A 25,853-nucleotide genomic window follows, 5' to 3' on the forward strand; every position below is an offset into this window, starting at 1 on the left:
AAGGGCAGGCGCTTCAGCGGTCCAGGTAGACCTTGAGTTGGACGCCGCGTTGGAGGGGGGTGGCTTCGCGCTGGGCGTTCAGCTTCTTGTAGGGCAGCTCGTGTGCGTCGATCAACCAGCCTTGCTGGATGAAGGTGTCGGCTTGAGGGCCGGGCGCGCTGGGCAGCTCGGGATCAGGGTGCCCCTGCATCCAGTGCACCAGTTGCCGCAAAGGCAGTGGCTCACCCAGTGCGGCTTCACTCAGGCTGTCGAGGTTGTCGTAGCGCTGCCGCCCTCTGTCATTGACCAGCCAGGCCTGGCTCGGTTGCCAGTTGACCTGCGCCATCTGGCTGCCCATCAAGGTCATCAGGTCAAGCTGGCCTGTGTCGGTGTTGCCCGAGAAGAAAAAACCCAGGCTCAGGCCTTTGGCAGGCTGATCGGCGAAGGCGCTCAGCTTGATGCTCATCTGCCCTTGCAGGTCGACGCGGGGCAGGGTGCGTGCGGGCGGCTGCGCGTTGCTTGGGCTTTGAGTGCCTGGCGCTGCGGGCGTCAGCGGGATGATGGGGGCGGAAGGCGCGTCGGCCGGTGCGCAGGCGCCACCCGATCGCATCTGGGCCACGATGGGGTCGCCCTCGGACACGCTGGCACAAGCCAGCAGCATCAGGGGGCACAGCACGCACAAGGCGCGAGTGATGCCCCGGGTAAAGGCGCGCGGCAGTCTCACGGTTTGATCTTGAAGCGCGTCAGGGTCTCTTTGAGCGTGTCGTTGTCGGGTTCACGCTTGGCCGAGTCCAGCCAGAGTTGGCGTGCCTGGTCCTGCTTGCCCTGGCTCCAGAGCACTTCACCGAGGTGCGCTGCGATTTCAGGGTCAGGGCGGGACTGGTAGGCCTCGTTGAGGATGCGCAGCGCCTCGGCGCCATTACCAGCACGGAACTCAAGCCAGCCCAGGCTGTCGGTGATGAAGGCGTCGCCGGGGCGCAACTCCAGTGCCTTCTTGATGAGCGTGCGCGCTTCATCCAGCCGGACGCCGCGGTCGGCCAGGCTGTAGCCCAGGGCATTGAAGGCATTGGGGTTGTCAGGGGTCATCTCCATGACCTTGCGCAACTGGGCTTCCATCTCGGTGAACTTGTTCAGGCGTTCGCCCAGCATGGCCTGGTCATACAGCAGGTCGCTGTCTTCGGGGAAGCGCTTGGTGGCTTCGTCGAGGACCTTGTAGGCCTCTTCCCATTGGCGTGCATCGCGCAGCAACTGGGCTTCGGCCTGGATCTTCATCACGGCGTCGCGCGGTTCGGCTTCGGGCAGTTCACGGATCAGCTTGCGGGCGTCGGCGATCTTGCCTTGCTTGACCAGAAGCCGGGCACGCTGGGCCTGGATGTTGATCCGCTCGTGTTTGGGGTCGGCGCGGTCCAGCCAGGTGCTCGATTGCGCCAGCTGGTTGCGTTGCTCCGCAATCTGCGACATCAGCAGGTAGGCCTGTTCGATGTCGTTGGCATCGGGTGCTGGCGCATTGGTGGTGGCCGCCTGGTTGCTGCCGGGGGTGTACTTGAGCACGGGTTGCAGGGCCGCTTCCGCCTTGTCGAGTTGCTTGAGCTCCAGCCGCACGGCAGCCAGCGTGACCCATGTGCCCATCTGGTCGGGTTGTGTCGCCAGCAGTTGTTCCAGTTGCTCGGCTGACTCGGCGTAGCGCTGTGTGCCGGCCAGCTTGCGGCCGTAAGCCAGCCGCACCAGCGACGGGGCATCGGGGCGGGCCAGTTGCTGCTTGACGAACTGCTCGGCGCGCGGGTCAAGGCTCATCAGGTCGATGGCGATCAGGCCCGGGTTGGGCAAGGAGGGCTTGAGTGCGGCTGCCTTTTCAAGCGCAGCCATGGACTTGTCGTACTCCTTGGCTTGCATCCAGCCTTCGGCGCTGGCGGACCAGCCCTCGGCCAGCTCCAGCGGCTGTTGGCGCCAGGGTTGGGTGGCCTCGTCGATCACCTGTGCCGCAGCGCGCTTGTCGTTCAGCCTGGCGACAGTGCGCGGCAGGGACGCGAGCACCTGGGGCTGCTGGGGGGTCGGGGTCAGCTGGATCAGGGTGCGCAGTGGCGCAGCCAGGTCGCTGGTGCGGCCCAGGGCCAGCAGGATCTGGGCGGTGTACTCGGAGGCCTCCTTGGACTGCGGCATGGCCTGGCGCCAGGCCTTGGCGGCCGTCAGGGCCTGCTCGCCGGCACGCCCGCGCAGGGCGATTTCGACCGCGCGTTGATATAGCTGGCTGATCTGGTGCCGGCGGGCGGACTCCAGGTAGAGCTGGTAGGCAGAGCCGGCGTCGCCAGCGTTGGACTGCACCTCGGCGACCAGGATTTGATAGAACAGGGCGCCGTCCATCAGGGAGTTCTGGACGGGAGGCTTGGCCACAACCGATGCGGTGGGCGCAGAGGCCGCTGCGGGAGCAGGGGCTGCAGCATTGTCCTGGGCGAATGCCGTGCCCAGGCCGCACAGGGCCAATGTGCCGGCGCCCAGCGTTGCGGCGATCGAAGAGCGCGACAGCCTGTGCGTGGCTGATGCAGCGGCGGTTCTGGAAGCCAGAGTAAACAAATTGGCAAAAGAGAGGGACATGGGGTCTCCAACTGATGTGGCCATTCTATTGATGTGGCGGCCACTCGCCGTGGCTCCGATGGATTCGATTGGCACGGGATAATTCCCTTCATGCCCGAATTGCCCGAAGTTGAAGTCACGCGACAGAGTTTTGCCGACCGCATTGAAGGCGCCAGCGTGCGCGCTGTGCACATGGGCAAGCCTTTGCGCTGGCCGGTCGGGTATGACGTGGATGCCTTGCATGGCTGGCGGGTGGGCAAGGTGTTGCGCCGAGGCAAATACCTCTGGCTGCCTTTGACCCGGTCAGATGGCGAGCAAGGCGGCCTGCTGGTCCATCTGGGCATGTCGGGTTCTTTGTCGTTTTCGCATCGGCTGCCGCCTGCCGGCGTGCACGACCATTTTGAAATGGTGACCGACAAAGGCACCTTGCGGCTGACCGACCCCCGTCGTTTTGGTGCGGTGGTGTGGGGCCCCTCCATGCACGAAGGCGTGCCGGGCAAATTGCTGGATGGCCTGGGGCTGGAGCCATTTGATGAAGCCTTGAACGGGGCCTATCTGCATGCGCGGCTCCAGGGGCGTTCGGTGGCCGTCAAGCAGGCCTTGCTGGCTGGCGACATCGTGGTCGGCGCTGGCAATATTTATGCGTGCGAGGCGCTTTTCAGGTCAGGTATCGACCCCAGATTGCAGGCCAGGCGTTTGAGTAAACCACGCTGTGAAAAATTGGTGCGTGAGGTTCAATCTGTTTTACAGCAAGCCATTGCCCTGGGCGGCTCCAGCCTGAAAGATTTCAAGGATGCACATGGCGCCCAAGGGCATTTTCAATTGGCGACCCAGGTTTACGGACGCGAAGGCCAGCCCTGCAGGGTTTGCGGCACACCGATCCGGCGTGTGGTGCAAGGGCAGCGCTCTACGTTTTATTGCCCAATTTGTCAGAAAAGGTGACGGCTGTGGATTGCTTTGCGAATAAGCCTGTACTTTTTGTCCCAACTCGGGCGAATATCCATATTTACGGTTCACCGGCTTGAGATACGATTAATTCCATGATGCCGACTTTTGCCAGCCACCTGGATGCCCTTGGGCAGTGGCGTGCCGACACGGACGCCAAATTGGCGACCCTGGCCCGTTTCGCCCGTGAACATGACCTGCTTGACGACGCGTCGGCAGAATGGTTCGAGGCCATGCGTCATCGCCTGTCAGGCGAGAAGCTGATGGTGGCGTTTGTCGCCGAGTTTTCGCGCGGCAAATCGGAGTTGATCAACGCCATCTTTTTCTCGGACAAGGGCCGTCGCATGATGCCGGCCTCGGCTGGGCGCACGACGATGTGCCCGGTCGAGCTGGGTTATGACGCGCACGATCCCGTTGGCTTGTCGCTGTTGCCCATTGACACGCGCCTCGAGGCCGCGTCGCTGGCCGAATACCGCCGGCTGCCCAAGGAGTGGACCTGGATCGAGCTGGATCTGTCCAACCCCGAAGGCATGGCCAAGGCGCTCAGCGAGGTGATGCGCACCCGCATGGTGTCGCCACACGAAGCTGCCCGCCTGGGCTTCTGGGACCCCGAACGGCCTGATGAGAACCCGCCTTTGCAGGCCGACGGTTCTGTCGAGGTGCCGGTGTGGCGTCACGCGCGCATCAACCTGCCGCACCCGCTGCTCAAGCGCGGCCTGGTGGTGTTGGACACGCCTGGCCTCAATGCCATCGGTACCGAACCTGAACTGACACTGGGCCTGCTGCCTCAGGCGCATGCCACGGTGTTCATCCTGGGTGCCGACACCGGCGTGACCAAGTCCGATTTGTCCATCTGGCGCGACCACCTGTGTGGCCCGGCGCTGGCCCGTTTCGTGGCGCTCAACAAGATCGACTCGCTGGTCGACCCTTTGAGCACGCCCGAGCAGATCGAGCAAACCATTGTTCGCCAGTGCGAGAGCGTGGCGCAAACGCTGGAAGTGCCGGTCGCGCACGTGTTCCCGATTTCGGCGCGCCAGGCCCTGGCTGCTCGCTTGAGCGGCAACCGCGAAGGCTTGGGCGAGAGCCGCCTGGAGACCTTCGAGAACGCCTTGTCCGAAGGGCTTTTGCCGCGCCGTCGCGAGACGCTGGGGCAGGCTGCCGTGCAGGGTGCGCAGCAGTTCCAGCAGCAACTCACGCGCCGCTTTGGCGAGATGCGCCGCCTGTACGCCGACCAGTTGCATGAACTGCGCGGCCTGCGTGGCAAGAGCAGCGGCAAGGTGCAGTTGATGCTGCAGCGCGTGCAGGCTGAAGCCTCCGAGTTCGAGCAATGTACGGCGCGCTTGCAAGCCATGCGCAGTGTGCACGCCCGCATGTTGCGCAATGCCTTGCACGACCTGTCCGCGGACCGCCTGCGCCAGGAAGTGGATGTGCTGCAGCAGGTGCTGGGTGGTTCGTGGCTGCCGCTGGGGGCCAAGAAATCGTTCATCGACTTGTGTGGCCGCCTGCGCGATCTGATCGAGCAGGCCCAGCAGCGCAACGACGAAATCCACGCGATGCTGGTGGCTTCGTACGCCAAGCTCAATGCCGAGTTCGGCTTCAGCCTGGTGGCCGATGTGCCGCTGGATGTGCGCAAGTACGCCGAGGACCTCAACCTCATCGAGCGCAACTACGTGCAGTACCTGGGCCTGAGCCAGGCCTTCAGGTTGGCGCAGCCGGGCTTTCAGGAGCAGTTCCGCCGCATGCTGATCTCGCGTCTGCGTGTTGTGTTCGAGACCGTGAGCAACGACATCGAGTTGTGGAACAAGACGGCATCGGCGCAGGTGGACAGCCAGTTGCGCGAACGCCGTCGCAACTTCAAGCGCCGTTATGAGTCGCTGGACCGCATCCAGTCGGCATCGAACGAGCTGGACAACCGTCTGCAGGAAGTCCAGGCGCTGGACGAGCGCGTGCTGCAGTTGCAGACCCGCCTGGGCTCGCTGGTGGAAGACCTGGTCAAGCAGGCGCAGACCGACACCTTGGCGGCTGCCAACGGGGGCGATGTCCAGCATGTGACACTGGACTTGTCTCTGGCGTCTCAGCCATCGCCTGCACAAATCAGCTCGCCTTCTCCGCAAGGCGCATGAGCGCCCCGACACTTGCCAGCCTGCTGCGTCATGCGCAGCAGGTGACACCGGTTTTGCCCGAACGCCTGGTGGCCTGGCAGCGCCAGGAAGGGCGCCACCATCTGCCCTGGCAGCGTGTGCGTGACCCCTACCGCGTGTGGCTGTCAGAGATCATGCTGCAGCAGACGCAAGTCACCACGGTGCTGGGTTACTTCGATCGTTTTCTTCAGCGCTTCCCTGATGTGCAGGCGCTGGCCGCCGCGCCGCTGGACGACGTGCTGACCTTGTGGAGCGGGCTGGGCTATTACAGCCGCGCACGCAATCTGCATCGTTGTGCGCAGGACGTGGTGAACCTGCATGGTGGGCAGTTTCCGCGCAGCAGCGAGGCCTTGCAGACCTTGCCGGGCATCGGGCCCTCCACGTCGGCCGCCATTGCGGCCTTCTGCTTTGACGAGCGCATCTCCATCATGGATGGCAACGTCAAGCGGGTGCTCAGCCGCGTGCTGGGCTGGGATCAGGATCTGTCCGTCAAGGCGCATGAGCGTGCCTTGTGGGAGGCGGCCCAGGCCGTCTTGCCGGCGCGTGCAGGCGACATGCCCTCGTACACACAGGGCTTGATGGACCTGGGGGCCACCTTGTGCACGCAACGCAAGCCCGCCTGCCTGACTTGCCCATGGTCGGACATCTGCCAGGCGCGTGTGAAGGGCGACCCCGAGCGCTACCCCGTCAAGACGCGCAAGCTCAAGCGCAGCGAGCGCGAAAGCTGGTTGCTGTGGCTGCAATGGCAGGACCAGGTCTGGCTGCAGCAGATGCCGGACAAAGGGGTGTGGGCAGGGTTGTGGACCTTGCCTTTGCTTGATGACGAGTCGGCTTTGCTGGCCTTGCTCGGCGATAAATTGAGTGCCTCGATCGAGGCGCAACCACGCACGAAGCATGTGCTGACGCACCTGGACTGGTACCTGAATCCGCGCCGCCTGGTGCTGGATGATGCAGCATCTGCGCAGCGCCTGCAGCCCGGCTTGATCGAGCTGGCCTCAAGCGGCCGCTGGGTGCCTGTGGCCGATCTGGCCAACTGGGGGCTGCCAGCGCCGCTGCGGCGCTTGCTGCAGGGCTGACGCTCAGCCGAGCGTGACGATCACCGGTGCGTGGTCGCTGGGGCGTTCGTTCTTGCGCGGCGCCTTGTCGATCACGCAGGCCGTGACCTGCGGCTTGAGCGCGTCGCTGATCAGGATGTGGTCGATGCGCAGGCCCTGGTTCTTGCGGAAAGCCAGGTTGCGGTAGTCCCACCAGGTCCAGGGTTTGGGCGGTTGCTCGAACAGCCGGAAGGCGTCGCACAGGCCCAGGCCCAGCAGTTGCTGAAAGTGCGCACGCTCTTGCGGTGTGCAATGGATCTGGTCTTTCCAGGCGACCGGGTCGTACACGTCGGCATCGGTGGGGGCGATGTTGAAGTCCCCCATCAACACAACGTGCGGATGGGTTTGCAGCTCCTGCTTGACCCATGCCTCCAGGGCTTGCAGCCAGTTCATCTTGTAGACGAACTTGTCGCTGTCAGGTGCCTGGCCATTAGGGAAGTAGCAGCCGACCACGCGCACGCTGCCAAGCTGCGCATCCTGGACTGTGCCGGCGATCACGCGGGCTTGTTCATCGGCGAAACCGGGGATGTTCTTGATGATGTCGGTGCTGCCGGTGCGGGTCAGCAGGGCCACGCCGTTATAGGTCTTCTGGCCGAACCACTGGGACTGGTAACCCGCGGCCTCCAGGTCGGCATGCGGGAACTTGTCGTCGGTGAGCTTGGTCTCTTGCAGCACCAGTGCATCAACGGGGTTGGCGGCGAGCCAGTCCAGCAATTGTGGCAAGCGCACAGACAGTGAGTTGACGTTCCAGGTGGCGAGTTTCATGGGCTTGGGCAAGAGTTTGGGATCAAGAGCGCGACGGAATTGTGCCGCTGTTTGGTGGGCTCGGGCTCAAGCGGGTTGATTGACCAAGGGACGGGGTGCAGCATGAGCCTTCATGGTGATGAAGCGCTTTTCGATCAGGTACCAACTGAGGGTGCCGGCCAGGATGCTCCACAACCAGGTCTGAACGATCAAGGACAGTCGCCCGACCTCCGGCTGCCATTCGATCAGGAGCTTGGTGATGGGCCAGGCGTACAGATAGACGCCGTAGGAGATGTCGGGCAGCTTGTTGAACCAGGCGAAAAGGCGTGCCGGCCGGTTGGCGAAGGACAGGATGGCATAGCCCCAGAAGATGGCCACGGCCGGTTGTGCGAGGGTGCGGTTGAACATCAGCAGTGCCCACAGCATGAGGGCGACGACCATCCAGCGCTGCTTGTCCAGAAAGGGGCGGCCGTACAGAAAGTAGCAGCCACCGGCCGTGAACATCATGCCCAGGCGCACGATCGGGTCATGGAAGGTGCCGTGTCCCACATAGGGATCGATCAGGAACATGGTGGTGAAAGCCAGGAAGCACACCAGCCAGTAAACGCGGTTCTGGAACCCGATCGCCAGCCCGAACAAGGCCACCAGCAGGTAGCACTTGAATTCGTACTCGATGGACCACATCGCGCCATTGACGAGCGGGTAGAACGTTTCCTGGAAGACGGGTGGAATGGCGGGGCTTTGCAGCAGGGTCATGTCCGTGAGGAAGTCGTCCCAATAAAAGTGCCTGAAGTAGTGAGGCTCGCTTGCCATGGGCCCGACAACGAAGGCGCAGACGAGGGTGGTCACGATGAAGGCCGGGTAGATGCGCAGCACCCTGTTTCTCAGGTAAGAAACGATGCGCGGGTTGTGGTCCCAGCTTTTGACGATCAGGTAGCCGCTGAGCAGAAAAAAACTGCTCACAGCCAGTTGCCCAAACGAGATGGTGCCAAACACATTGCTCAGGAATTCCCGGCTTCGGTTGCCGTGTTGAAGCTCTGGGCAATGCGACAAGATCACCATGGAGGCGAAGACAAAGCGCAGCAGGTTGAAGTTGTTGCCTGTTTGTGGGGCGAGATTCTGACCGTCCATGACATCCCTGGTTCTTGAAAGCGCTTGAAAGGCGGCGTTGTGCATTAGACAGCGCCACTGCAGGGTGATGGTGCGCAAGCCCCCCTGTGTCAGGGCCGGGTTTTCACATGGGGCGCCAGGCGGCTGCTCGCCCTGCGCAGGGTCTGCTCGACGCGGGCCTCGTGTTCGCGGCATTGCTCGCCGGTCAGCTTGGCTTGCAAGGCATCCAGAAAGACGCGGGTGCGCGCGGGCATCAGGCGGCGGCCAGGGAACACGCCCCATGCGGGCGTGGATGGCGGGCGCCAGTCGGGCAAGACGGGGGTCAGCCTGCCTTCGCGCACATGGGGCTCGGCGAAGTGGTCATGGACCAGTGCGATACCGGCACCTGCCAAGGCCATGCGCATGAGCAGATCGGGTGAATTGGCCGTGGTGCGGCCCGGCGGAATGCCCTCCCAACGGGCATTGTCATGCAGGCGCATCAGCACCCAGGGCGCGGCATCGCCATTGCGGCTCAACAGGTGCAAGGCATCGTGCTCCATCAAGGCTTCTGGCTCCGAAGGGTGGCCGTGTCTGGCCAGATAGCCCGGGGCGGCATACAGGCCGGAGGTGAACACGGCCAGGCGCCGGGCCGCCAGCGAGGCGTCATCAGGCAGATCGCCCATGCGGATGGCCAGGTCCATGTTCTCGCCGATCAGGTCGACACGGCGGGGCGTCAGGTCCAGCTCCAGGGAGATGTCGGGGTATTGCGCGACGAAGTCGGCCATCATCGGCACCAGCATCAGGTTGGCCAGGTCGGCCGGCATGGTCACGCGCAGGCGGCCGCTGGGTTGCGCCTGACGGTGCTGAGCCAGGTTGGATGCGGCATCGACCTCGGCAACGATTTGCTGGGCGTGCTCCAGCACGGTGCGGCCGAAGTCCGTGAGCGTGAGCTTGCGGGTGGTACGCAGCAGCAGGCGCTCGCCCAGTTGGGTTTCCAGCCCGGCCACCCGGCGTGAGACGGTGGATTTGGGCAGGCCCAGTTGCTCGGCGGCGCGGCTGAAGCTGTGGGCCTCGACCACACGGGCAAAGAGCAGCAGGTCATTGGGTTCGATGTTCATGGTGTCCAGTCGATCAGGGTTATTGTTCTTCTGGTGGAACAATGTTATCCATTTTGATGGCTTCCGTATATTGGTTGGGATAATTAAAGTGAGTCCATCGACATTCACTTCCAACCGAAGGACCCGCCATGAACATCCTGCAAATCAACTCCAGCTCCCGCCCTGATGCTTCGCACTCCAGCCGTCTGGCCGGTGCCATCGCCGAGCGCGTGGCTGCCGCACACGTCTCGACCAAACTGACCGTGCGTGATCTGGGCCGCCAGCCCTTGAGCGAGCTGGATAAGCCTGCCCTACAAGCGCTGTTCACACCGGCCGAGCAGCGCACCGCCGAGCAAGCGGCCCGCGTGGCCATCGACGACGCACTGATTGCCGAGATTCAAGCGGCCGATGTGCTGGTGTTGGGCGTGCCCATGTACAACTTCGGCGTGCCGGCCCAGCTCAAGAACTGGATCGATGCGGTCGCCCGTGCTCGTGTCACCTTCACCTACACCGACAAGGGGCCTGTGGGCCTGCTGACGGGCAAGAAGGTGTATGTGGCCCTGACCCGCGGTGGCCAGTACCGCAACACGCCCGCCGACACGCAGGTGCCGTATCTGAAGACGGTGCTGGCCTTCCTGGGCATGACGGACGTGCAGTTCGTGTACGCCGAAGGCCTGGCCATGGGCCCGCAGGCCGAGCAGGACGCGCTGGCGTCGGCGTATGCCCAGATCGATGAACTGGGCATCGGAGAGCCAGCCCTGGCTTGATGCCGGGCATGGTCGAAAATGGTTTGTCTGCATCGACGGCGCACATGGCGCATGGCACATGGCGCGTGTCGATGCGCATCAGGAGCCCCGCATGGATACCACCCAAACTGTCACCCCGTCGATCACCGTCACACGGCCGCGTGAGGTCGAGCGCTTGATCGCAGGCCAGGCCACCTCGGATGGTGCGGGCGTCAAGCTCACGCGGGTGCTGACGCAGCCGCTGCAGCGCAGGCTGGACCCCTTCCTGATGCTGGACGCCTTTGGCACCGACAACCCCGATGACTACATCGGTGGCTTTCCCGATCACCCGCACCGTGGCTTCGAGACCGTGACCTACATGATCGCGGGCCGCATGCGCCATCGCGACAGCGCCGGCCACGAAGGCCTGCTGCAAAACGGTGGGGTGCAGTGGATGACGGCCGGGCGCGGGGTGATCCACTCCGAGTTGCCCGAGCAGGAAGAGGGGCGCATGGAGGGCTTCCAGCTGTGGCTGAACCTGCCCGCCCGCGACAAGATGACGGCGCCCTGGTACCGCGATATCCAGAGCGCGGACATCCCCGAGTTCCGCACCGATGAGGGCGTGACCGTGCGGGTCATCGCGGGCGCCAGCCATGGTGTGGATGGGGCGGTGCAGCGGGAGGCCTCGCAGCCCTTGTACCTGGATCTGCACCTGCCTGATGGCGCGCGCTTTGATCAGGTGCTGCCGCCCCAGCACAATGCCTTTGTGTATGTCTACCGGGGTGAGTTGGCGGTGGGTGAGACGGTGGTGCCGGCTCAGCGCATGGCCATCTTGAAGAACCAGGTTGACCACGATGGGGTGACGCTGCGTGCGCATGGCGCCACCAAGGCCTTGCTGATCGCGGGCCAGCCCTTGAACGAACCCATCGCGCAGTACGGGCCCTTCGTGATGAACCGCCAGGAAGAGATCTTCCAGGCGGTCGAGGATTTCAAGGCCGGGCGCTTTGCCTGAGCGGTGCCAGCGGGCGCAGTGGGGTCAGGCCTGCTGTGCCTGCGCCTTGAGGGCCATGCGCTTGGCACGCGAGCGGATATTGAGCGCTTCAACCGCCAACGAGAAGGCCATGGCCGCGTAGATGTAGCCCTTGGGCACGTGCACATCCAGTGCTTCGGCGGTCAGGGCCATGCCCACCATCACGAGGAAGGCCAGTGCCAGCACCTTGACGGAGGGGTGGCGATCCACGAACTCGCCAATGGGTTTGGCTGCAAACAGCATGACACCCACCGAGGCGATCACGGCGGCGATCATCACGCCCAGATGGTCCACCATGCCCACGGCCGTGATGACCGAGTCCAGCGAGAACACGATGTCGATGACCGCGATCTGGCCGATGATGCCCCAGAACAGGCGGGCACCTGCGGCCTTGACGACGGCCGGATCGGTGTCAGGTGCATGGTCTTGTTCGCGGGCTTCGACCTCCACGAAGATCTCGTGCGAGGCCTTGTAGAGCAGGAACAGGCCACCGCCCAGCAGCACCAGATCACGGCCGCTGATGCCTTGCCCCAGAACCTCGAAAAGGTCGGCCTTCAGGCCCATGACCCAGCTCAGCGAGAACAGCAGCATCAGGCGCGAGAGCATGGCAAAGCCCAGGCCCATGCGGCGCGCCTTGTCGCGCAGTTCAGGGGGCAGGCGGCCCACCAGAATCGAGATGAAGATGATGTTGTCTACGCCCAGCACGATTTCCAGGGCGGTGAGCATCGCAAAAGCGATCCAGAGGTTGGGGTCGAAAAGGAATTCCATGGTGTGAATGCGCAGGCGTGATCGCGTCAAGGGCAGCAAAGCCGTGACGATACCCAAGCCCGATACATCGGTAAATCAGAAATCCTTGAGGGCATACTTCGGGAAAACCGAAGTTTAGGTGGCCAGCCTCAGGTTTTGCGCCGATAGACCACGAAGTGGTAGGGCCAGCCTGCCTCGGCCTGGTGGGTCTCGCGGCTTTGTTCGGCAAAGGCGTTGCGGTCCCATGGCGGGAAGAAGGTGTCGCCCTCGAAATCGGCATCGACTTCGGTGAGGATGAGCTCGTCTGCCCGGGGCAGTGCCTGGGTGTAGAGCTCGCCGCCGCCAATCACGAACACGCGTGCCTCGCTGGCGAGTGCCGCCACGGCCTCATCGAGTGCGTGTGCGACTTCCACGCCTTCATGCTGCCAGCCGGTATTGCGGGTGATGACGATGTTGCGGCGGCCAGGCAGGGGGCGGCCAATGGACTCGAAAGTCTTGCGGCCCATGACGACCGGGCAGCCCATGGTGGTGCGCTTGAAGAACTTGAGGTCTTCGGGCAGACGCCACAGCAGGGCGTTGTCCTTGCCAATGGCGCCATTGCGGGCCACGGCGGCGATCAGGATCAGTTGCATGACGATGGCACCGGGTCAGACGGCCACAGGCGCCTTGATGGCCGCGTGGTGCTGATACTCCAGCACCTCGAAGTCTTCATATTCGTAGTCGAAGATCGAAGCGGGTTTGCGCTTGATGTGGAGCACCGGGTAGGGGAAGGGCGTGCGGCTCAATTGCAGCTCGACCTGTTCGGTGTGGTTGCTGTAGACGTGGCAGTCGCCGCCGGTCCAGATGAAGTCGCCCACGTCCATGTCGCATTGCTGCGCGAGCATGTGGGTCAACAGGGCGTAGCTGGCGATGTTGAAGGGCACGCCCAGGAAGATGTCGGCGCTGCGCTGGTAGAGCTGGCAACTGAGCTTCGGGCGCTCGCCTTCGGCTTGCGGCGGGGCCACATAGAACTGGAAGAAGGCGTGGCAGGGCGGCAGCGCCATCTGGTCGATCTGGCCGGGGTTCCAGGCACTGACGATGATGCGGCGCGAATCCGGGGTGGTTTTGAGTTGCTTGACCACTTCGCTGATCTGGTCGACGTGGCCGCCATCGGGCTTGGGCCAGCTGCGCCATTGCACGCCGTACACGGGGCCCAGCGAGCCGTCCTCACGGGCCCATTCGTCCCAGATGGTGACACCGCGTTCTTGCAGCCATTTGACGTTGTTGTCGCCGCGCAGGAACCACAGCAGCTCGACGATGATGGACTTCAGGTGCACCTTCTTGGTGGTGACCAGCGGGAAGCCTTCGCTGAGGTCGAAACGCATCTGGTGGCCGAACACGCTGCGCGTGCCCGTGCCGGTGCGGTCGGTCTTGAGCACGCCCGTGGTGTGGACGTGGCGCATGAAGTCTTCAAATTGACTGCGAATGGGGCGGCTCACCTGGGGCGTCCTTCAAAATGACAACAGCCGGGATTATCTCTTCCCGGCTGCCTGGTTTGACTCGGTCGTGAGGGGATCAGGACTTCTGCTCTGGCTCGCGCAGGAAGATTTCTACGCGGCGGTTGCGGGCGCGGCCTTCTGCTGTTTCATTGCTGGCAACGGGCTCGCGCTCGCCGCGGCCGGCGGTTTCCACGCGGCCGGCGGGCACACCGCGGTCAACGAGGAAGTCCTTGACGCTTTCGGCGCGCTCACGCGAGAGCGGGTTGTTGACGGCGTCCGAGCCGGTGCTGTCGGTGTGGCCGACGATGCGCACGTGCATGCCGGCGCTGTCCTTGCTCAGGCCATTGGCAAAGGTTTCCAGCACCGAGCGCAGTTCGGGCTTGATGGCGGCACTGCCGGTGGCAAAGGAGATGTCGTTGGGGATGTTGACCTTGAGCTGGTTGTCGGCGGTGCGGGTCACCTCGACATCGGTGCCACGGGTGGCTTGCTCCATGGCTTCACGCTGGGCCTGCATGCGCTTGGACCACACGTTGCCCGCCACGGCGCCAGCGATGCCGCCAATGGCCGCACCGGCTGCGGCGTTCTTGCCGGCGACCTGGCCGATCACGGCACCTGCCACGGCACCGATGGCCGCACCTTGGGCCGTGCCGCGCTGGGTTTCATCCATGTTGGCGCAGCCGCCGAGCAGGACGGCCGAGCTGAGGGCGGAGATCATCAGGGTGCGAACTGGCTGGAAAGTGGGCATGGTCGTGTAGGAGGTTGTCTTGAACAGGTGGATCGTGCTGCGCACAGATTGGGTGGCGGCATGAGCACTTAACGCAGCCGCCCGTTGTCAGGCTGACAAGGCTTGCGGGGTCGTGTCATCGCCTTCGTCTTCATCGGCAGCCAGGTGAACCTGATCGAACTGCATGGCGGCCAGTTTGGCATAGAGCCCGTTGCGTGCCATGAGTTCCGCATGAGAGCCCACGTCGACGATCTGGCCACCCTCCAGCACCACGATGCGGTCGGCGTTCACCACGGTACTCAGGCGGTGGGCGATGACCAGGGTGGTGCGGTCCTTCATGGCCTCTTCCAGCGCGGCCTGCACGGCGCGCTCGCTCTCGGTGTCGAGTGCGCTGGTGGCTTCATCCAGCAGGAGCAGCGGGGCGTTTTTCAGGATGGCTCGCGCGATGCTGATGCGCTGACGTTGCCCGCCAGACAGGCGCACGCCGCGCTCGCCCAGGAAGGTGTCGTAACCCTCGGGCAGGGCGGCGATGAAGTCGTGCGCATGGGCAGCACGCGCTGCGGCATGGACCTGATCGTCGGAGGCACCTGGGCAGCCATATCGGATGTTTTCCAGGGCCGTGGTCGAGAAGATGGTGCTGTCTTGCGGGACGATGCCGATGCGCTGGCGCAGGTCTTCCAGGCTCAGTTGCGTCACCGATTCGCCATCGAGCTCGATGCGGCCCGATTGCGGATCGTAAAAACGCAGCAGCAACTGGAAGACGGTGCTCTTGCCTGCGCCGCTGGGGCCGACGAGGGCCACGGTTTCGCCGGGGTTGACGACCAGGTTGAAGTGATCAAGCGCGGTCTGGTTGGGGCGGGACGGGTAATGAAAGCGCACATCCGACAGCGTCACGCGCGAGCCGCCCTGGGGCGCGGGCAGCGCCTTGGGCTGGGCGGGGGGCTGGATCGGCGAGCGTGCGGCCAGCAATTCCATCAAACGCTCGGTGGCGCCTGCAGCGCGCAGGATGTCGCCATAGACCTCGGACAGCGCCGCCACGGAGCTCAGCAGCAGGATCACGTAGACCACGGTCTGCCCCATGTGGCCGGCGCTGATCTTGCCGTCCATGACCGCCTGGGTGCCCTGGTACATCCCCCACAGCAGGGCGCCGGTGGTGGCGCTGATGATGAAGGCCACCAGCACGGCACGCGCGCGGATGCGGCGCTCGCCAGTCTTGAAGGCGCTTTCGGTGGCCGTGATGAAGCGTTTGGCTTCGCGCGTTTCGGCGGTGTAGCCTTGCACCACGGGCACCGCATTGAGCACCTCGGCGGCGATGGCGCTGGAGTCGGCCACGCGGTCCTGGCTGGCGCGCGAGAGGCGGCGCACGCGGCGCCCGTAAATGATGGCCGGCATGACCACCAGCACCAGGCCACCCAGCACCTGCGCCATCACATAAGGGTTGGTGACGATCAGCATGGTCAGGGCGCCCACCGCCATGATGGCGTTGCGCAAGCCCATGGACACGCTGGTGCCCACCACGGTCTGGATCAGGGTGGTGTCGGCCGTCAGGCGTGACAGGACCTCGCCGCTTTGGGTGGTCTCGAAGAACTCCGGGCTTTGCTTGAGCACGTGGCCATACACCGCGCTTTTGATGTCAGCGGTGATGCGCTCGCCCAGCCAGGTCACGGAGTAGTAGCGCGAGGCCGAGAACAAGCCCATGGCGACACCCACGCCAAACAGGGCCAGGAAGTGCTCGCGCATGGCCATCACGCGCTGGCCGGGGTCGGCCGCCACCATCCCCTGGTCGATCAAGGTGCGCAGGGCAATGGGCAGCACCAGCGTGGTCAGGGCGGCCATCAGCAAGAAGACCAGCGCCAGGGCGATGCGGGTCTTGTAGGGCTGCAGGAAGGGCCTGAGGTCGTTGAGCGACCGAGCGGACTTGCCGGCAGGCGGTTGGGCGGAGGCGGAGCGGGACATGAGGGGCTTAGTCGTGAAACTTGTCCCATTATCATGCCTTGACAATATTTGCGTAGGCAAATAAATTAACGCCATGACTGATTCGTCAACTTCTCCAGCCGACACCTCTGATGCAGAGGCAGGCTCGGCACCCGCCGCGCCGATTTACAGCAAGGGCAACTGGGCCCGGGACAACAGCTTTGGCTACCTCATGCGCCGCGTGGTGCAGATCATGGTGAGCCAGGCGGACAAGCGCCTGGACACCCATGGGCTGACCCAGGCGCAGTGGACGCCGATGTTCATGATCAGCAAGGGCGAGTGCAACACGCTGGCCGCCTTGTCACGTGAACTGCAACTCGACGCCGGGGCCTTGACGCGCACGCTGGACCGCCTGGAGGCCAAGGGCCTTTGCAAGCGGGAGCGCTCGACCGAAGACCGCCGCGTGGTGCACCTGGGCTTGACGCCCGAAGGCGAGGCTGCCATTGCGCCCGTGCCGGGCGTGTTGTGCGAGGTCTCCAACCGTTTGCTTGATGGTTTTACCCGTGAAGAGTGGCAAACCTTGATGGTCTTCTTGCGGCGCATGCTGGCCAATGCCGAGGCCATGCGCGATGAGTCCGACGCCGAGCGGCACGGCTGAACAGAACCACAAGATCCCGCTGGAGTTTCCCCATGTCAGATCGCATCTCACGCCTTCGCCGGGCGTGCACCGCTTCGTTTTCCGTGCTGGCGCTGGCCGCCTTGACGGCCTGTTCCACCCACCCCGAGTTGCAGGCCGACGTGCAGGCGCTGGATGCCGGCAAGCTGGGCGTGCAGGGCGTGCAAGCCAAAGAGTTCAGCGACGCGTTGCCGGCCTGGTGGGAAGGCTATGGCGACCCGCAGCTCAACGCGCTGATGCAGCAGGCCTTGTCGGGCAACCCGACGGTGCAGGTGGCACAAGCCCGGCTGCGCCGTGTGGAGGCCATGGAGGCCGCCTCGCGTGGTGCAGACAAGCCGCAGATCCAGGCATCGGCCGAAGTTGATCGCCAGCATTTTTCCAAGCATGGCTTTTACCCGCCACCACTGGCTGGTGCCTCGGTCACATCGGGCACCTTGCAGCTGCAAGGCAAGTGGGAGCTGGACCTGTTCGGGCGCCAGCGCGCCGAGATCGAGGCACTGGTGGGCCAGAAGCGCGCGGCACAAGCCGATGTGCAGGCCGCCCGCATGGTGCTGTCCTGGAACGTGGCGCGCGCCTACCTGGAGCTGGGCCGTGCGCAGTTCCAGCGCGAGGTCAGTGAACGCACGCTGGCGCAGCGCGAAGAGATGCTGGGCCTGATCCGCCAGCGTGTGCAGGCCGGGCTGGACACGAACGTCGAGCTGAAACAAGGCGAGGGCGCCTTGCCGGACGCCCGCACCCAGATTGAAGCCTGGGATGACGAGCTCACCCGCATGCGCCATGCCCTGGCCATGCTGACCGGGCAGGCACCCGATGCACTGGCCAACTTGCTGGTCAAGGACGTGGTGGAGCCACTGCCTTCGCCCGAGCACATTCCGGTGGATGTGCTGGCCCGTCGCCCCGATGTGATGGCCGCCTTGTGGCGTGCACAAGCCGCGGGCCACCAGGTGGACTCGGCACGCGCCTTGTTCTACCCGAACGTGGACCTGGTCAGTTATGCCGGCTACAACGCCATCGGCCTGGAGCAGCTCATCAAGCCGGCCAGCTGGCAATGGGGCCTGATGCCCGCGATCCACCTGCCTTTGTTCGATGGTGAGCAGCGCGTGGCCAATCTGCAAGGCAAGCTCGCCGAGCAGGATGTGGCGCTGGCCAACTACAACCAGACCATCCTGCAAGCCGTGCAGGAGGTGGCTGACCACATCAGCACCACGCAGTCCGTGGCGCGCCAGCGGCAGGACCAAAGGCTGGCGCAAAAGAGCGTCGAGGCTGCTTACGAGCTGGCCCTTGCCCGCTACAAGGCGGGCCTGGGCAACTACCTGACGGTCCTGAGCGTGGAGTCTGCCGTGCTGACGCAAAGGCACAAGGCCATTGACCTGCTGACACAGGCCCTGGACACGCAACTCAACCTGATCCGCGCACTGGGCGGGCATTTGCAGCCCGCTGCGCCCAGCGCCCCCACCGCATCGTCCGACAACACGAAAGCCGCCCCGCAGGCCGGAGACCGCTCATGAGCACCGCTGACAACCAAGTGACCGTTACCAACAACGCCCAGCCTGCGCGCAAGAAGGCCCTGACCGCGATCGCCCTGGCCGTGCTGCTGGGCGGTGGCGCCTATGGTGCGTACTACGCCCTGGTCGCCAACCACTACGAGCACACCGACAACGCCTATGTGCAGGCGAACGTGGTGCAGATCACCCCGCAGGTGTCCGGCACGGTGCTGGCCATCCACGCCGATGACACCGATGTGGTCAAGGCGGGCCAGTTGTTGATCAAGCTCGATGCTGTCGATGCCCAGGTGGCGCTGGATCAGGCGCAAGCCCAGCTGGCGCAGACCGTGCGCGAGGTGCGCACCCTGTTTGCCAACAACGGCAGCCTGCTGTCGCAGATCCAGGTGCGCCAGGCCGATGTGAGCAAGGCGCAAAACGAAGTGGCGCGTGCGCAGGATGACGTCAACCGCCGTGCGCCTTTGTTGGCCAGTGGCGCGGTGGGCAAGGAAGAGTTCAACCATGCCCAGTCGCAACTGACGGCGGCACGCAGTGCGCTGGCCGCGGCCGAATCGGCCTTGATCACGGCGCGTGAGCAACTGGCCTCCAACCAGTCGCTGACGGACGGGACCTCGGTCGTGCAGCACCCCAATGTGCAGCGCGCGGCATCTCGCGTGCGTGAGGCCTATCTGGCCGTCAAGCGCGTGACCCTGCTGGCGCCGGTGGATGGCTATGTGGCCAAGCGCAGCGTGCAGGTGGGCCAGCGTGTGCAGGCCGGCTCGCCCCTGATGACGGTGGTGGCGCTGGACCACCCCTGGGTGGACGCCAACTTCAAGGAAAGCCAGTTGCAGCGCGTGCGCATTGGCCAGCCCGCCACCTTGACGGCCGACGTGTACGGCCAGAAGGTGGTCTACCACGGCACCGTGAGCGGCCTGGGCGCCGGCACGGGCGCGGCGTTCTCGCTGCTGCCGGCGCAGAACGCCACGGGTAACTGGATCAAGATCGTGCAGCGCGTGCCGGTTCGCGTGACGCTGCAAGCCGATGAGGTCAAGGCGCACCCGCTGCGCGTGGGCCTGTCCATGGAGGTGGAAGTGGATGTGGGCAAGCAGGATGGCCAGGTGCTGGCACAAGCCCCGCGCACCCAGGCCGTGGCGCAGACCGCCGTGTTCGACAACCTGCAAAAGGATGCCGACCAGTTGGTGGACCGCATCATCTCTGCCAATCTGGGCCGCTCGGTGCATGCCGCGACGACACGGGCTGTGAGTTCGGGAGCCTGATTTGAGCGCCGCGCCATCGCACGCACCCAAGCCGCTGCATGGCGGTGACCTGATTCTGGGCACCGTGGCCCTGTCCTTGGCCACCTTCATGAACGTGCTGGATTCGTCCATCGCCAACGTGTCGCTGCCGGCCATTGCAGGCAACCTGGGCGTGAGCCCCACACAGGGCACCTGGGTCATCACCAGCTTTGGCGTGTCCAACGCCATCTCCGTGCCCTTGACGGGCTGGCTCACCCAGCGCTTCGGCGCGGTGCGCCTGTTCACCGCCAGCGTGCTCTTGTTCGTGCTGGCCTCGTGGATGTGCGGCCTGGCCTCGTCGCTCGAAATGCTGATCGCGTTTCGGGTGCTGCAGGGCCTGGTCGCCGGGCCCATGATCCCGCTGTCGCAGACCTTGTTGCTCAGCAGCTACCCGCCAGCCAAGGCGGGCATGGCCCTGGCCATGTGGGCCATGACGACGCTGGTGGCGCCGGTCACCGGGCCGCTATTGGGGGGCTGGATCACGGACAACATGTCGTGGCCCTGGATCTTCTATATCAACATCCCGGTGGGCCTGGGCGCAGCCCTGGTGACCTGGCGCATCTATGCCAAACGTGAGACGCCCACCAAGAAGCTGCCCATCGACACGGTGGGGCTGACCTTGCTCGTGCTGTGGGTGGGCGCCTTGCAGATCATGCTGGACAAGGGCAAGGAGCTGGACTGGTTCGAGAGCAGCCAGATCGTGATCCTGGGCCTGGTGGCGCTGATTGGTTTTGCTGTCTTCGTGGTGTGGGAGCTCACGCAAGAGCACCCCGTGGTGGACCTGCGCCTGTTTGCCAGCCGCAACTTCCTGTTCGGGGTGATTGCCTTGTCGGTGGCCTACGGCCTGTTCTTTGGCAACGTGGTGCTGCTGCCCATGTGGCTGCAGCAGTACATGGGCTACACCGCATCGGTGGCGGGCATGGCGGTGGCACCGGTGGGGCTGCTGGCCATTCTGCTGTCACCCATCGTGGGCAAGAACGTGACCCGGGTGGACCCGCGCTGGCTGGCCACGGTGGCCTTCCTGGGCTTTGCCTTGGTGATGTGGATGCGTTCGCACTTCAACACCCTGGTGGACTTCAACACCATCCTGGTGCCCACGATCCTGCAAGGCGGTGCGATTGCCTTCTTCTTCATCCCGCTGAGCGCCATCACGCTCAATGGGCTGACGCCGGATCGTATCCCCTCGGCTTCGGGTTTGAGCAACTTCGTGCGGATCACGGCGGGCGCCATGGGCACCTCCATGGTGGCCACGGTCTGGGATGACCGCGCCACCATGCACCACGTGCACATGGCCGAGAAGGTCTCACGCACCGACCCGGGTGCGATGGATGGCATCAATGCCTTGATGAGCTCGGGCATGAGCTTCGAGCAGGCCGCGGCGCAGATCTCGCGCCTGATCGACCAGCAAGCCTTCACGCGGGCGGCCGATGACGTCTACCTGATTTCATCGGTGCTGTTCCTGTGCCTGATCCCCATCGTGTGGTTGGCCAAACCCAGGAAGTCGGCCGTGGCGGTGGACGCCGGCGGCGCGCACTGACCCGACTTGATGCGCTGCTGATCAGCGCGGGATGGCGTAGCTGGCGTCGGTCATCAAGTCGACGCCACACGACAGCCCTTCGACCCACTCGATGAACTGCGTGATGGCCGCGCCTTGCAGCGGTGCGCCGTGCTGCGGCACGATCATGTCGATGGGCAACTGGCGCACCATGCGCGCCCAAAAGCGCAGGACCTTGTTGGACACCATGTAGCGGCGGTGGAAGGCCTCCATGCCGTTCGGCATGGGCGTCAAGGAGGTGATGGCCTGCTGCGCCTGCCGGCCGGTGGTGAACGACACGCCCAGATCCCCCGAAAACAGGATGCGGCTGAGGGGGTCGTAGAACTGGAAGTTGCCCTCGGCGTGCATGAAGTGCGCGGGCAGGGCGATCAGCTCGCTGTTGCCTATCGCAATGCGCATACCCTGATCGGGGATGCCGACGACGCGGCCGCTGGTCTTGCCCGGCTTGCAGAAGTGCGGCACGAAGCGCTCCCACAAGGTCGAGACATACAGCTTGGCATCGGGCGTGGCTGTCATCCAGCGGTCCAGCGAGGCGATGATGTCGGGGTCGGCATGCGAGGCCAGGATGGCCGAAAGGCGGCTGGGCGAGAAGTGGCGGGTCATGGCCAGGTACAGCTCGCTGTAGGCCAGGTTGCCACCGGGGTCGATGATGGCGCCGGTGTCATCGTTGACGATGAGGAACTGGTTGGCCTGAACCGCACCGCCTCCCTCGTCGCTCAGATCGGAAAACATGAGGCAGGCGTGGCCCTTGTGGCGAAACAGTTCGTACGGCATGGTGGTTCTCGGTGAGCTGCCAGCTTAAGCACCCGAACCATGTGTAGCGTTAACCCACATCAAGTTTGGCGGGGTTGGCGCAGCCTTGTGAGGGATGCGTGTGGCTTCCTGGCGAAAAGCTGAGCTTCGCTGGCCCGATGCACTGGCCCGATTCACTCGCCCAAAAAAGCGCGCCGCACTGCGTCGATCGCATCGGGCTGGTCGGCCGGCACCACGATGCGCTGCGGCATGCTGCGCAGCCAGGTCACCTGGCGCTTGGCCAACTGGCGCGTGGCCGCGATGCCTTTGTCCATCACGTCCTTGAGCACGGCGGGCTGGCTCAGGTCGAGGCCCGCATCCAGCGCTTCCCACACTTGCCGATAGCCCACGCAGCGGATCGAGGGCAGGCCCACGTGCAGATCGGGCCTTTGCCGCAAGCGCAGGACCTCGTCGATGAAGCCCGCCTGCATCATCAGCTCGAAGCGTTGGGCGATGCGCTGGTGCAGCCAGGCGCGGTCGGTTGGCTCCAGCGAGACCAGGATGGCGGCGTGGGCGGGTTGTGCCCCGGCTTGTTCCGAGCGCTTGTGGAAGCTCGACAAGGGCTGGCCCGTGCTGTGCCACACCTCCAGTGCACGCTGGATGCGCTGGGTGTCGCCGGGTGCCAGGCGCGCGGCGGTGATAGGGTCCACCTGGGCCAGCTCGGCGTGCAAGACGGGGCTGCCTCGTTCGGCCATCTGCGCATCCAGCATGGCGCGGATCGCCGGGTTGGCGGCGGGCATGTCGTCCAGGCCCTCGAGCAGGGCCTTGATGTAGAGCATGGTGCCGCCCACCAGCAAGGGCGTGCGGCCGCGTGCACGGATTTCGTCGATGAGGCGGGTGCAGTCTTGCACGAAGCGCGCGGCGCTGTAGCTTTCGGTGGGGTCGAGGATGTCGATCAGGTGGTGGGGCACCGCCGCCATTTCTTCAAGGCTGGGCTTGGCGGTGCCGATGTCCATGCCTTGGTAGATCAGGGCCGAATCCACGCTGACGATCTCGATGTCGACATCGTGGGCCAGCGCCAGGGCGGCGGCGGTCTTGCCGCAGGCGGTGGGGCCGGCGAGTATCCAGGTGGGGGCTTTGGCTTGCGTCATGCCTCGGCTCCGGCGACGCCGTCGCGCTGCACGCGGCCCAGGGCGATCCAGGCGGTGATGGCGCCGCCCAGGCCCATGCTCAATGTCATGGGGTGGATGGAGGCCGCCCAGCCGGGCAGGGCCGTCCACAGCGACAACAAGGTGCCGATGACAAAGGCCGTGGCCGACAGCAGGAAGCCCGACAGGGCGGACGCCGCGCCGGCCCGCGTCGGGAAGGCCGAGACCACGCCCGTCTGCCCGCAGGACTGGTGTGTGGCGTGCGCAAAGGCGTAGACCCACATGCCGGGCAAGAGGGTCCACGCAGGCAGGTTGTGGCCCATGAGCCATTGCCAGGCTGAGATGGCCACCAGCATGAGGCCGCCGGTGAGCGAACACCAGCCCGCCAACCGCACCGTGCCCGTCAGGCCATGCGTGGGCAACCAGTGGCGACACAGGATGGTGCCACCCAGGTAGGCCAGTGAGATGCTGGCCATGGACACACCAAAGAGCGCACGGCTGGTGCCCAGCACGTTGATGAAGACGAACGAGGACAGGGCCAGGTAGGCATACAGCCCGCCATACGTTGACGAGGTCAGCAGGGTGTGGGCGCGGAAGGTCGGGTGCTGGGCGATGTCCCACCAGTTGCGTGCCATGGCGCCCCAATGCAGGTGCGCCTGCCTGCGTGCCAGGGGCAAGGTCTCGGGCAGCTTCACCCACACGAAGGCGAGGATCACCGTGGCGAAGATGGCCAGCACGCTCATGGTGGCGCGCCAGCCCAGGTAGGTGGCGGTCAGCCCGCCCAGGATGGGGCCCAGCAGCGCGATCACACCCAGGCCGGACATGCCTCGGGCCATCATGCGGGCGCCTTGTTCGGGCACATACAGGTCGCGGATCATGGCGCGGCCACACATCACGGACGCAGACAGGCCCACGCCCTGGACGACGCGCGCCAGCAGCATCACGGGCAGGTCATTGGCCAGCGTGGCCGCAAGGCTGGCCACCACATACAAGCCCAGACCCCAGCGCAGCACGGGGCGCCGCCCGAAGCGGTCGGAGATGGGGCCCCACACCAGTTGGCCGATGCCGAAGGACAGGATCAGCACCGACAGCGTCCACTGCGCCGCCGCCGTACTCAGCCCCAACGCCTGCTGCATTTGCGGCAGGGCGGGCAGGTAGAGGTCGGTGGTCACTGGCTGCAGGCCGGTCAGCATGCCCAGTGCGACCACGATGACCCAGTCGGGCAGGCCCGCCACATGCTGTGCGGGTGCGGCGCTGTGGGTGGCCTGCGCGGCCTGGGCCTCAGAAGCGCTCATCAGGCCTCAGGAAGCGCCATTGCCCTTGCGGCAGCTTGCCCAGGGTGATGCGGCCCATGCGCACGCGCTTGAGGCCCACCACCTTGAGGCCGACCTGCTCGCACATGCGGCGGATCTGGCGCTTGCGGCCTTCGCGCAGCACAAAGCGCAACTGCTGCTCGTTCTGCCATGACACCTGTGCCGGCTTGAGCTGGCGGCCATCGAGCTCCAGGCCAAAGCGCAACTGCTCAATGGCTTCGGGCGGGACGACGGCGGACACGTTCTCGGCATCCTCTTGTTCCATGCTGACCACGCGCACCAGGTATTCCTTTTCGACGCCGGAGTCTTCGCCGATCAGTTGCTTGGCGACACGGCCATCCTGCGTCAGCACGAGCAGGCCGGTGGAGTCGATGTCCAGGCGGCCGGCGGGCGCGAGGTTGCGCAGGTGGCCACGCGTCAGCTGGATGGGGAGCTTGTCGTCGCTCCAGCGGTTCTCGGGCCTGATCAAGGCGACAGCAGGCTCGTAGCCGTCTTCGGCCTGGCCGCTCACGTAACCAATGGGCTTGTGGATCAGGATGGTGACGCGCTGGGCCTGCTGCGTGCGGGCCAGCGGGTCGATGGTGATGACCTGATCTGGGAAGACGCGTGTGCCCAGCTCGTCCACGATTTCGCCATCGACGCGGACCCAGCCTTGCTCGATCCATTCGTCGGCTTCACGGCGCGAGGCCAGGCCTTTTTCGCTCATCAGCTTAGACAGGCGCAGGCGGCCGTCGTCCTCGCGAGGGGCGGCGGGGGGCTGGGCCTGGTAGGCGCTGCTGGCTTCGCGGGGGGGGCGAGACGCATCGCGGCCGTCGGCGCGGCGGTGGTCCCGGCGTGGGGGAGGCTGGTCTACGGGGCGGGTGTCGTCGTAGGGGCCACGGTAGCTCTGGCGCGGGTCACCACGCGGGTCACCACGCGGATCACCGCGCTGGTCGCCACGGGGCTCCCCGCGAGGGTCGTTGCGTTGGGGGCGGTCGGGTGCGGCGCGCCTGTCGCCTTGCGGGGCACGGCGAGCGTCCTGGCGAGGCTCATGTCGCGGGTCCTGGCGTGGATCGCGACGTGGCTCCCCGCGTGGGGCGCCACGTGTGTCACCGCGTGGCTCGCCCCGATCTGCGCGATCGCCTCGGGGGCCGCCACGCTCATCGCGGTAAGCCTCACGGGGGGCCACGTCCTCGCGGCGCGGTGCCTGTTGCTCGCGTTTGGCGGCTTCCTCACGCGCTTGCGCGGCCTCCGCGGCGCTCATGCGCTTGCGGGGGGCACTGCCTGCGCCGCGCACGGGTGGCTTGCGGTAGGGGCCGCCCGTGGCGTCGGTGGGGGCCTGATCCGGTTTGGTCAGGCTCAGTTTCTTGCGTTCGGTCATAAAAGGGTCCGGCAG

23 protein-coding genes are annotated in these 25,853 nt (G+C 65.1%); 9 read left to right on the top strand and 14 right to left on the bottom strand.

The window, feature by feature from the left end; genetic code table 11:
- Window positions 1-13: 13 nt before the first annotated feature.
- Window positions 14-703 carry a lipoprotein insertase outer membrane protein LolB gene (locus HY019_RS11830; protein ID WP_290692290.1) on the bottom strand — a complete coding sequence of 230 codons (690 nt, stop codon included), beginning with the start codon at window positions 701-703 and terminating at the stop codon, window positions 14-16.
- Entirely contained in the window at window positions 700-2,571 is a 1,872-nt protein-coding gene (locus HY019_RS11835; RefSeq protein WP_290692292.1) for a tetratricopeptide repeat protein, read from the bottom strand. Before HY019_RS11835 ends, HY019_RS11830 begins: the two co-directional genes overlap by 4 nt.
- Window positions 2,572-2,661: 90 nt before the next feature.
- Between HY019_RS11835 and mutM the strand changes: the two genes are divergently transcribed.
- The 3 genes from mutM to mutY all read left to right on the top strand — a co-directional run bounded on the left by mutM (window position 2,662) and on the right by mutY (window position 6,712).
- Entirely contained in the window at window positions 2,662-3,492 is an 831-nt protein-coding gene (gene mutM, locus HY019_RS11840; RefSeq protein WP_290692294.1) for a bifunctional DNA-formamidopyrimidine glycosylase/DNA-(apurinic or apyrimidinic site) lyase, read from the top strand.
- A gap of 98 nt (window positions 3,493-3,590) precedes the next feature.
- A complete protein-coding gene (locus HY019_RS11845; RefSeq protein ID WP_290692296.1) occupies window positions 3,591-5,618 on the top strand; it encodes a dynamin family protein in 2,028 nt (675 codons plus the stop codon).
- Complete coding sequence (gene mutY / locus HY019_RS11850) at window positions 5,615-6,712, top strand: A/G-specific adenine glycosylase (RefSeq protein WP_290692298.1); 1,098 nt, start codon at window positions 5,615-5,617, stop codon at window positions 6,710-6,712. Before HY019_RS11845 ends, mutY begins: the two co-directional genes overlap by 4 nt.
- A gap of 3 nt (window positions 6,713-6,715) precedes the next feature.
- Here mutY and xth read toward each other — a convergent pair whose 3' ends face one another.
- The 3 genes from xth to HY019_RS11865 all read right to left on the bottom strand — a co-directional run bounded on the left by xth (window position 6,716) and on the right by HY019_RS11865 (window position 9,681).
- On the bottom strand, window positions 6,716-7,495 hold the full coding sequence (gene xth / locus HY019_RS11855; protein ID WP_290692300.1) for an exodeoxyribonuclease III: 780 nt from the start codon (window positions 7,493-7,495) through the stop codon (window positions 6,716-6,718).
- Between the two features lie 66 nt (window positions 7,496-7,561).
- Entirely contained in the window at window positions 7,562-8,605 is a 1,044-nt protein-coding gene (locus HY019_RS11860) for an acyltransferase (protein WP_290692302.1), read from the bottom strand.
- Window positions 8,606-8,694: 89 nt separating this feature from the next.
- The gene (locus tag HY019_RS11865) at window positions 8,695-9,681 is read right to left on the bottom strand and encodes a LysR family transcriptional regulator (protein WP_290692304.1); all 987 of its coding nucleotides are present in this window, start codon (window positions 9,679-9,681) and stop codon (window positions 8,695-8,697) included.
- A gap of 128 nt (window positions 9,682-9,809) precedes the next feature.
- Between HY019_RS11865 and HY019_RS11870 the strand changes: the two genes are divergently transcribed.
- On the top strand, window positions 9,810-10,427 hold the full coding sequence (locus HY019_RS11870; protein ID WP_290692306.1) for an NAD(P)H-dependent oxidoreductase: 618 nt from the start codon (window positions 9,810-9,812) through the stop codon (window positions 10,425-10,427).
- 91 nt (window positions 10,428-10,518) lie between these two features.
- The gene (locus HY019_RS11875; protein WP_290692308.1) at window positions 10,519-11,397 is read left to right on the top strand and encodes a pirin family protein; all 879 of its coding nucleotides are present in this window, start codon (window positions 10,519-10,521) and stop codon (window positions 11,395-11,397) included.
- 24 nt (window positions 11,398-11,421) lie between these two features.
- On the opposite strand, the gene HY019_RS11880 is transcribed toward HY019_RS11875, so the two are convergent.
- From HY019_RS11880 to HY019_RS11900, 5 genes are all read right to left on the bottom strand, one after another.
- Entirely contained in the window at window positions 11,422-12,183 is a 762-nt protein-coding gene (locus tag HY019_RS11880) for a TerC family protein (RefSeq protein ID WP_290692310.1), read from the bottom strand.
- Between the two features lie 128 nt (window positions 12,184-12,311).
- Complete coding sequence (locus HY019_RS11885) at window positions 12,312-12,794, bottom strand: dihydrofolate reductase (protein ID WP_290692312.1); 483 nt, start codon at window positions 12,792-12,794, stop codon at window positions 12,312-12,314.
- Window positions 12,795-12,809: 15 nt separating this feature from the next.
- Window positions 12,810-13,640 carry a thymidylate synthase gene (locus tag HY019_RS11890; RefSeq protein WP_290692314.1) on the bottom strand — a complete coding sequence of 277 codons (831 nt, stop codon included), beginning with the start codon at window positions 13,638-13,640 and terminating at the stop codon, window positions 12,810-12,812.
- Window positions 13,641-13,716: 76 nt separating this feature from the next.
- Window positions 13,717-14,355 carry an OmpA family protein gene (locus tag HY019_RS11895; RefSeq protein WP_290692485.1) on the bottom strand — a complete coding sequence of 213 codons (639 nt, stop codon included), beginning with the start codon at window positions 14,353-14,355 and terminating at the stop codon, window positions 13,717-13,719.
- A gap of 117 nt (window positions 14,356-14,472) precedes the next feature.
- On the bottom strand, window positions 14,473-16,320 hold the full coding sequence (locus HY019_RS11900) for an ABC transporter transmembrane domain-containing protein (RefSeq protein ID WP_290692316.1): 1,848 nt from the start codon (window positions 16,318-16,320) through the stop codon (window positions 14,473-14,475).
- 73 nt (window positions 16,321-16,393) lie between these two features.
- On the opposite strand from HY019_RS11900, the gene HY019_RS11905 reads away from it, so the two are divergent.
- Genes HY019_RS11905 through HY019_RS11920 form a run of 4 tightly spaced genes read left to right on the top strand, consistent with a single transcriptional unit; the run spans window position 16,394 to window position 21,267 of the window.
- A complete protein-coding gene (locus tag HY019_RS11905; protein ID WP_290692318.1) occupies window positions 16,394-16,936 on the top strand; it encodes a MarR family transcriptional regulator in 543 nt (180 codons plus the stop codon).
- Window positions 16,937-16,968: 32 nt separating this feature from the next.
- Entirely contained in the window at window positions 16,969-18,462 is a 1,494-nt protein-coding gene (locus tag HY019_RS11910; RefSeq protein WP_290692320.1) for an efflux transporter outer membrane subunit, read from the top strand.
- A complete protein-coding gene (locus tag HY019_RS11915) occupies window positions 18,459-19,712 on the top strand; it encodes an efflux RND transporter periplasmic adaptor subunit (RefSeq protein WP_290692322.1) in 1,254 nt (417 codons plus the stop codon). Before HY019_RS11910 ends, HY019_RS11915 begins: the two co-directional genes overlap by 4 nt.
- A gap of 1 nt (window position 19,713) precedes the next feature.
- Window positions 19,714-21,267, top strand: a complete 1,554-nt coding sequence (locus HY019_RS11920) for a DHA2 family efflux MFS transporter permease subunit (RefSeq protein ID WP_290692324.1) — start codon at window positions 19,714-19,716, stop codon at window positions 21,265-21,267.
- A gap of 21 nt (window positions 21,268-21,288) precedes the next feature.
- Here the strand turns inward: HY019_RS11920 and HY019_RS11925 are convergent, their stop codons facing one another.
- The 4 genes from HY019_RS11925 to HY019_RS11940 form a co-directional block, all read right to left on the bottom strand.
- Complete coding sequence (locus HY019_RS11925; RefSeq protein ID WP_290692326.1) at window positions 21,289-22,059, bottom strand: MBL fold metallo-hydrolase; 771 nt, start codon at window positions 22,057-22,059, stop codon at window positions 21,289-21,291.
- Between the two features lie 152 nt (window positions 22,060-22,211).
- Window positions 22,212-23,168 (bottom strand): tRNA (adenosine(37)-N6)-dimethylallyltransferase MiaA, encoded by a 957-nt coding sequence (gene miaA, locus HY019_RS11930; protein ID WP_290692328.1) that lies wholly within the window; start codon window positions 23,166-23,168, stop codon window positions 22,212-22,214.
- Window positions 23,165-24,460 (bottom strand): multidrug effflux MFS transporter, encoded by a 1,296-nt coding sequence (locus HY019_RS11935; protein WP_290692330.1) that lies wholly within the window; start codon window positions 24,458-24,460, stop codon window positions 23,165-23,167. The genes miaA and HY019_RS11935 overlap by 4 nt, the downstream gene beginning before the upstream one ends.
- Window positions 24,447-25,838, bottom strand: coding sequence for a pseudouridine synthase (locus HY019_RS11940; RefSeq protein WP_290692332.1), 1,392 nt, complete (start codon window positions 25,836-25,838; stop codon window positions 24,447-24,449). Before HY019_RS11940 ends, HY019_RS11935 begins: the two co-directional genes overlap by 14 nt.
- Window positions 25,839-25,853 lie beyond the last annotated feature (15 nt).

Source organism: Aquabacterium sp., from assembly GCF_016195855.1.
Classification (GTDB): domain Bacteria; phylum Pseudomonadota; class Gammaproteobacteria; order Burkholderiales; family Burkholderiaceae_C; genus Aquabacterium.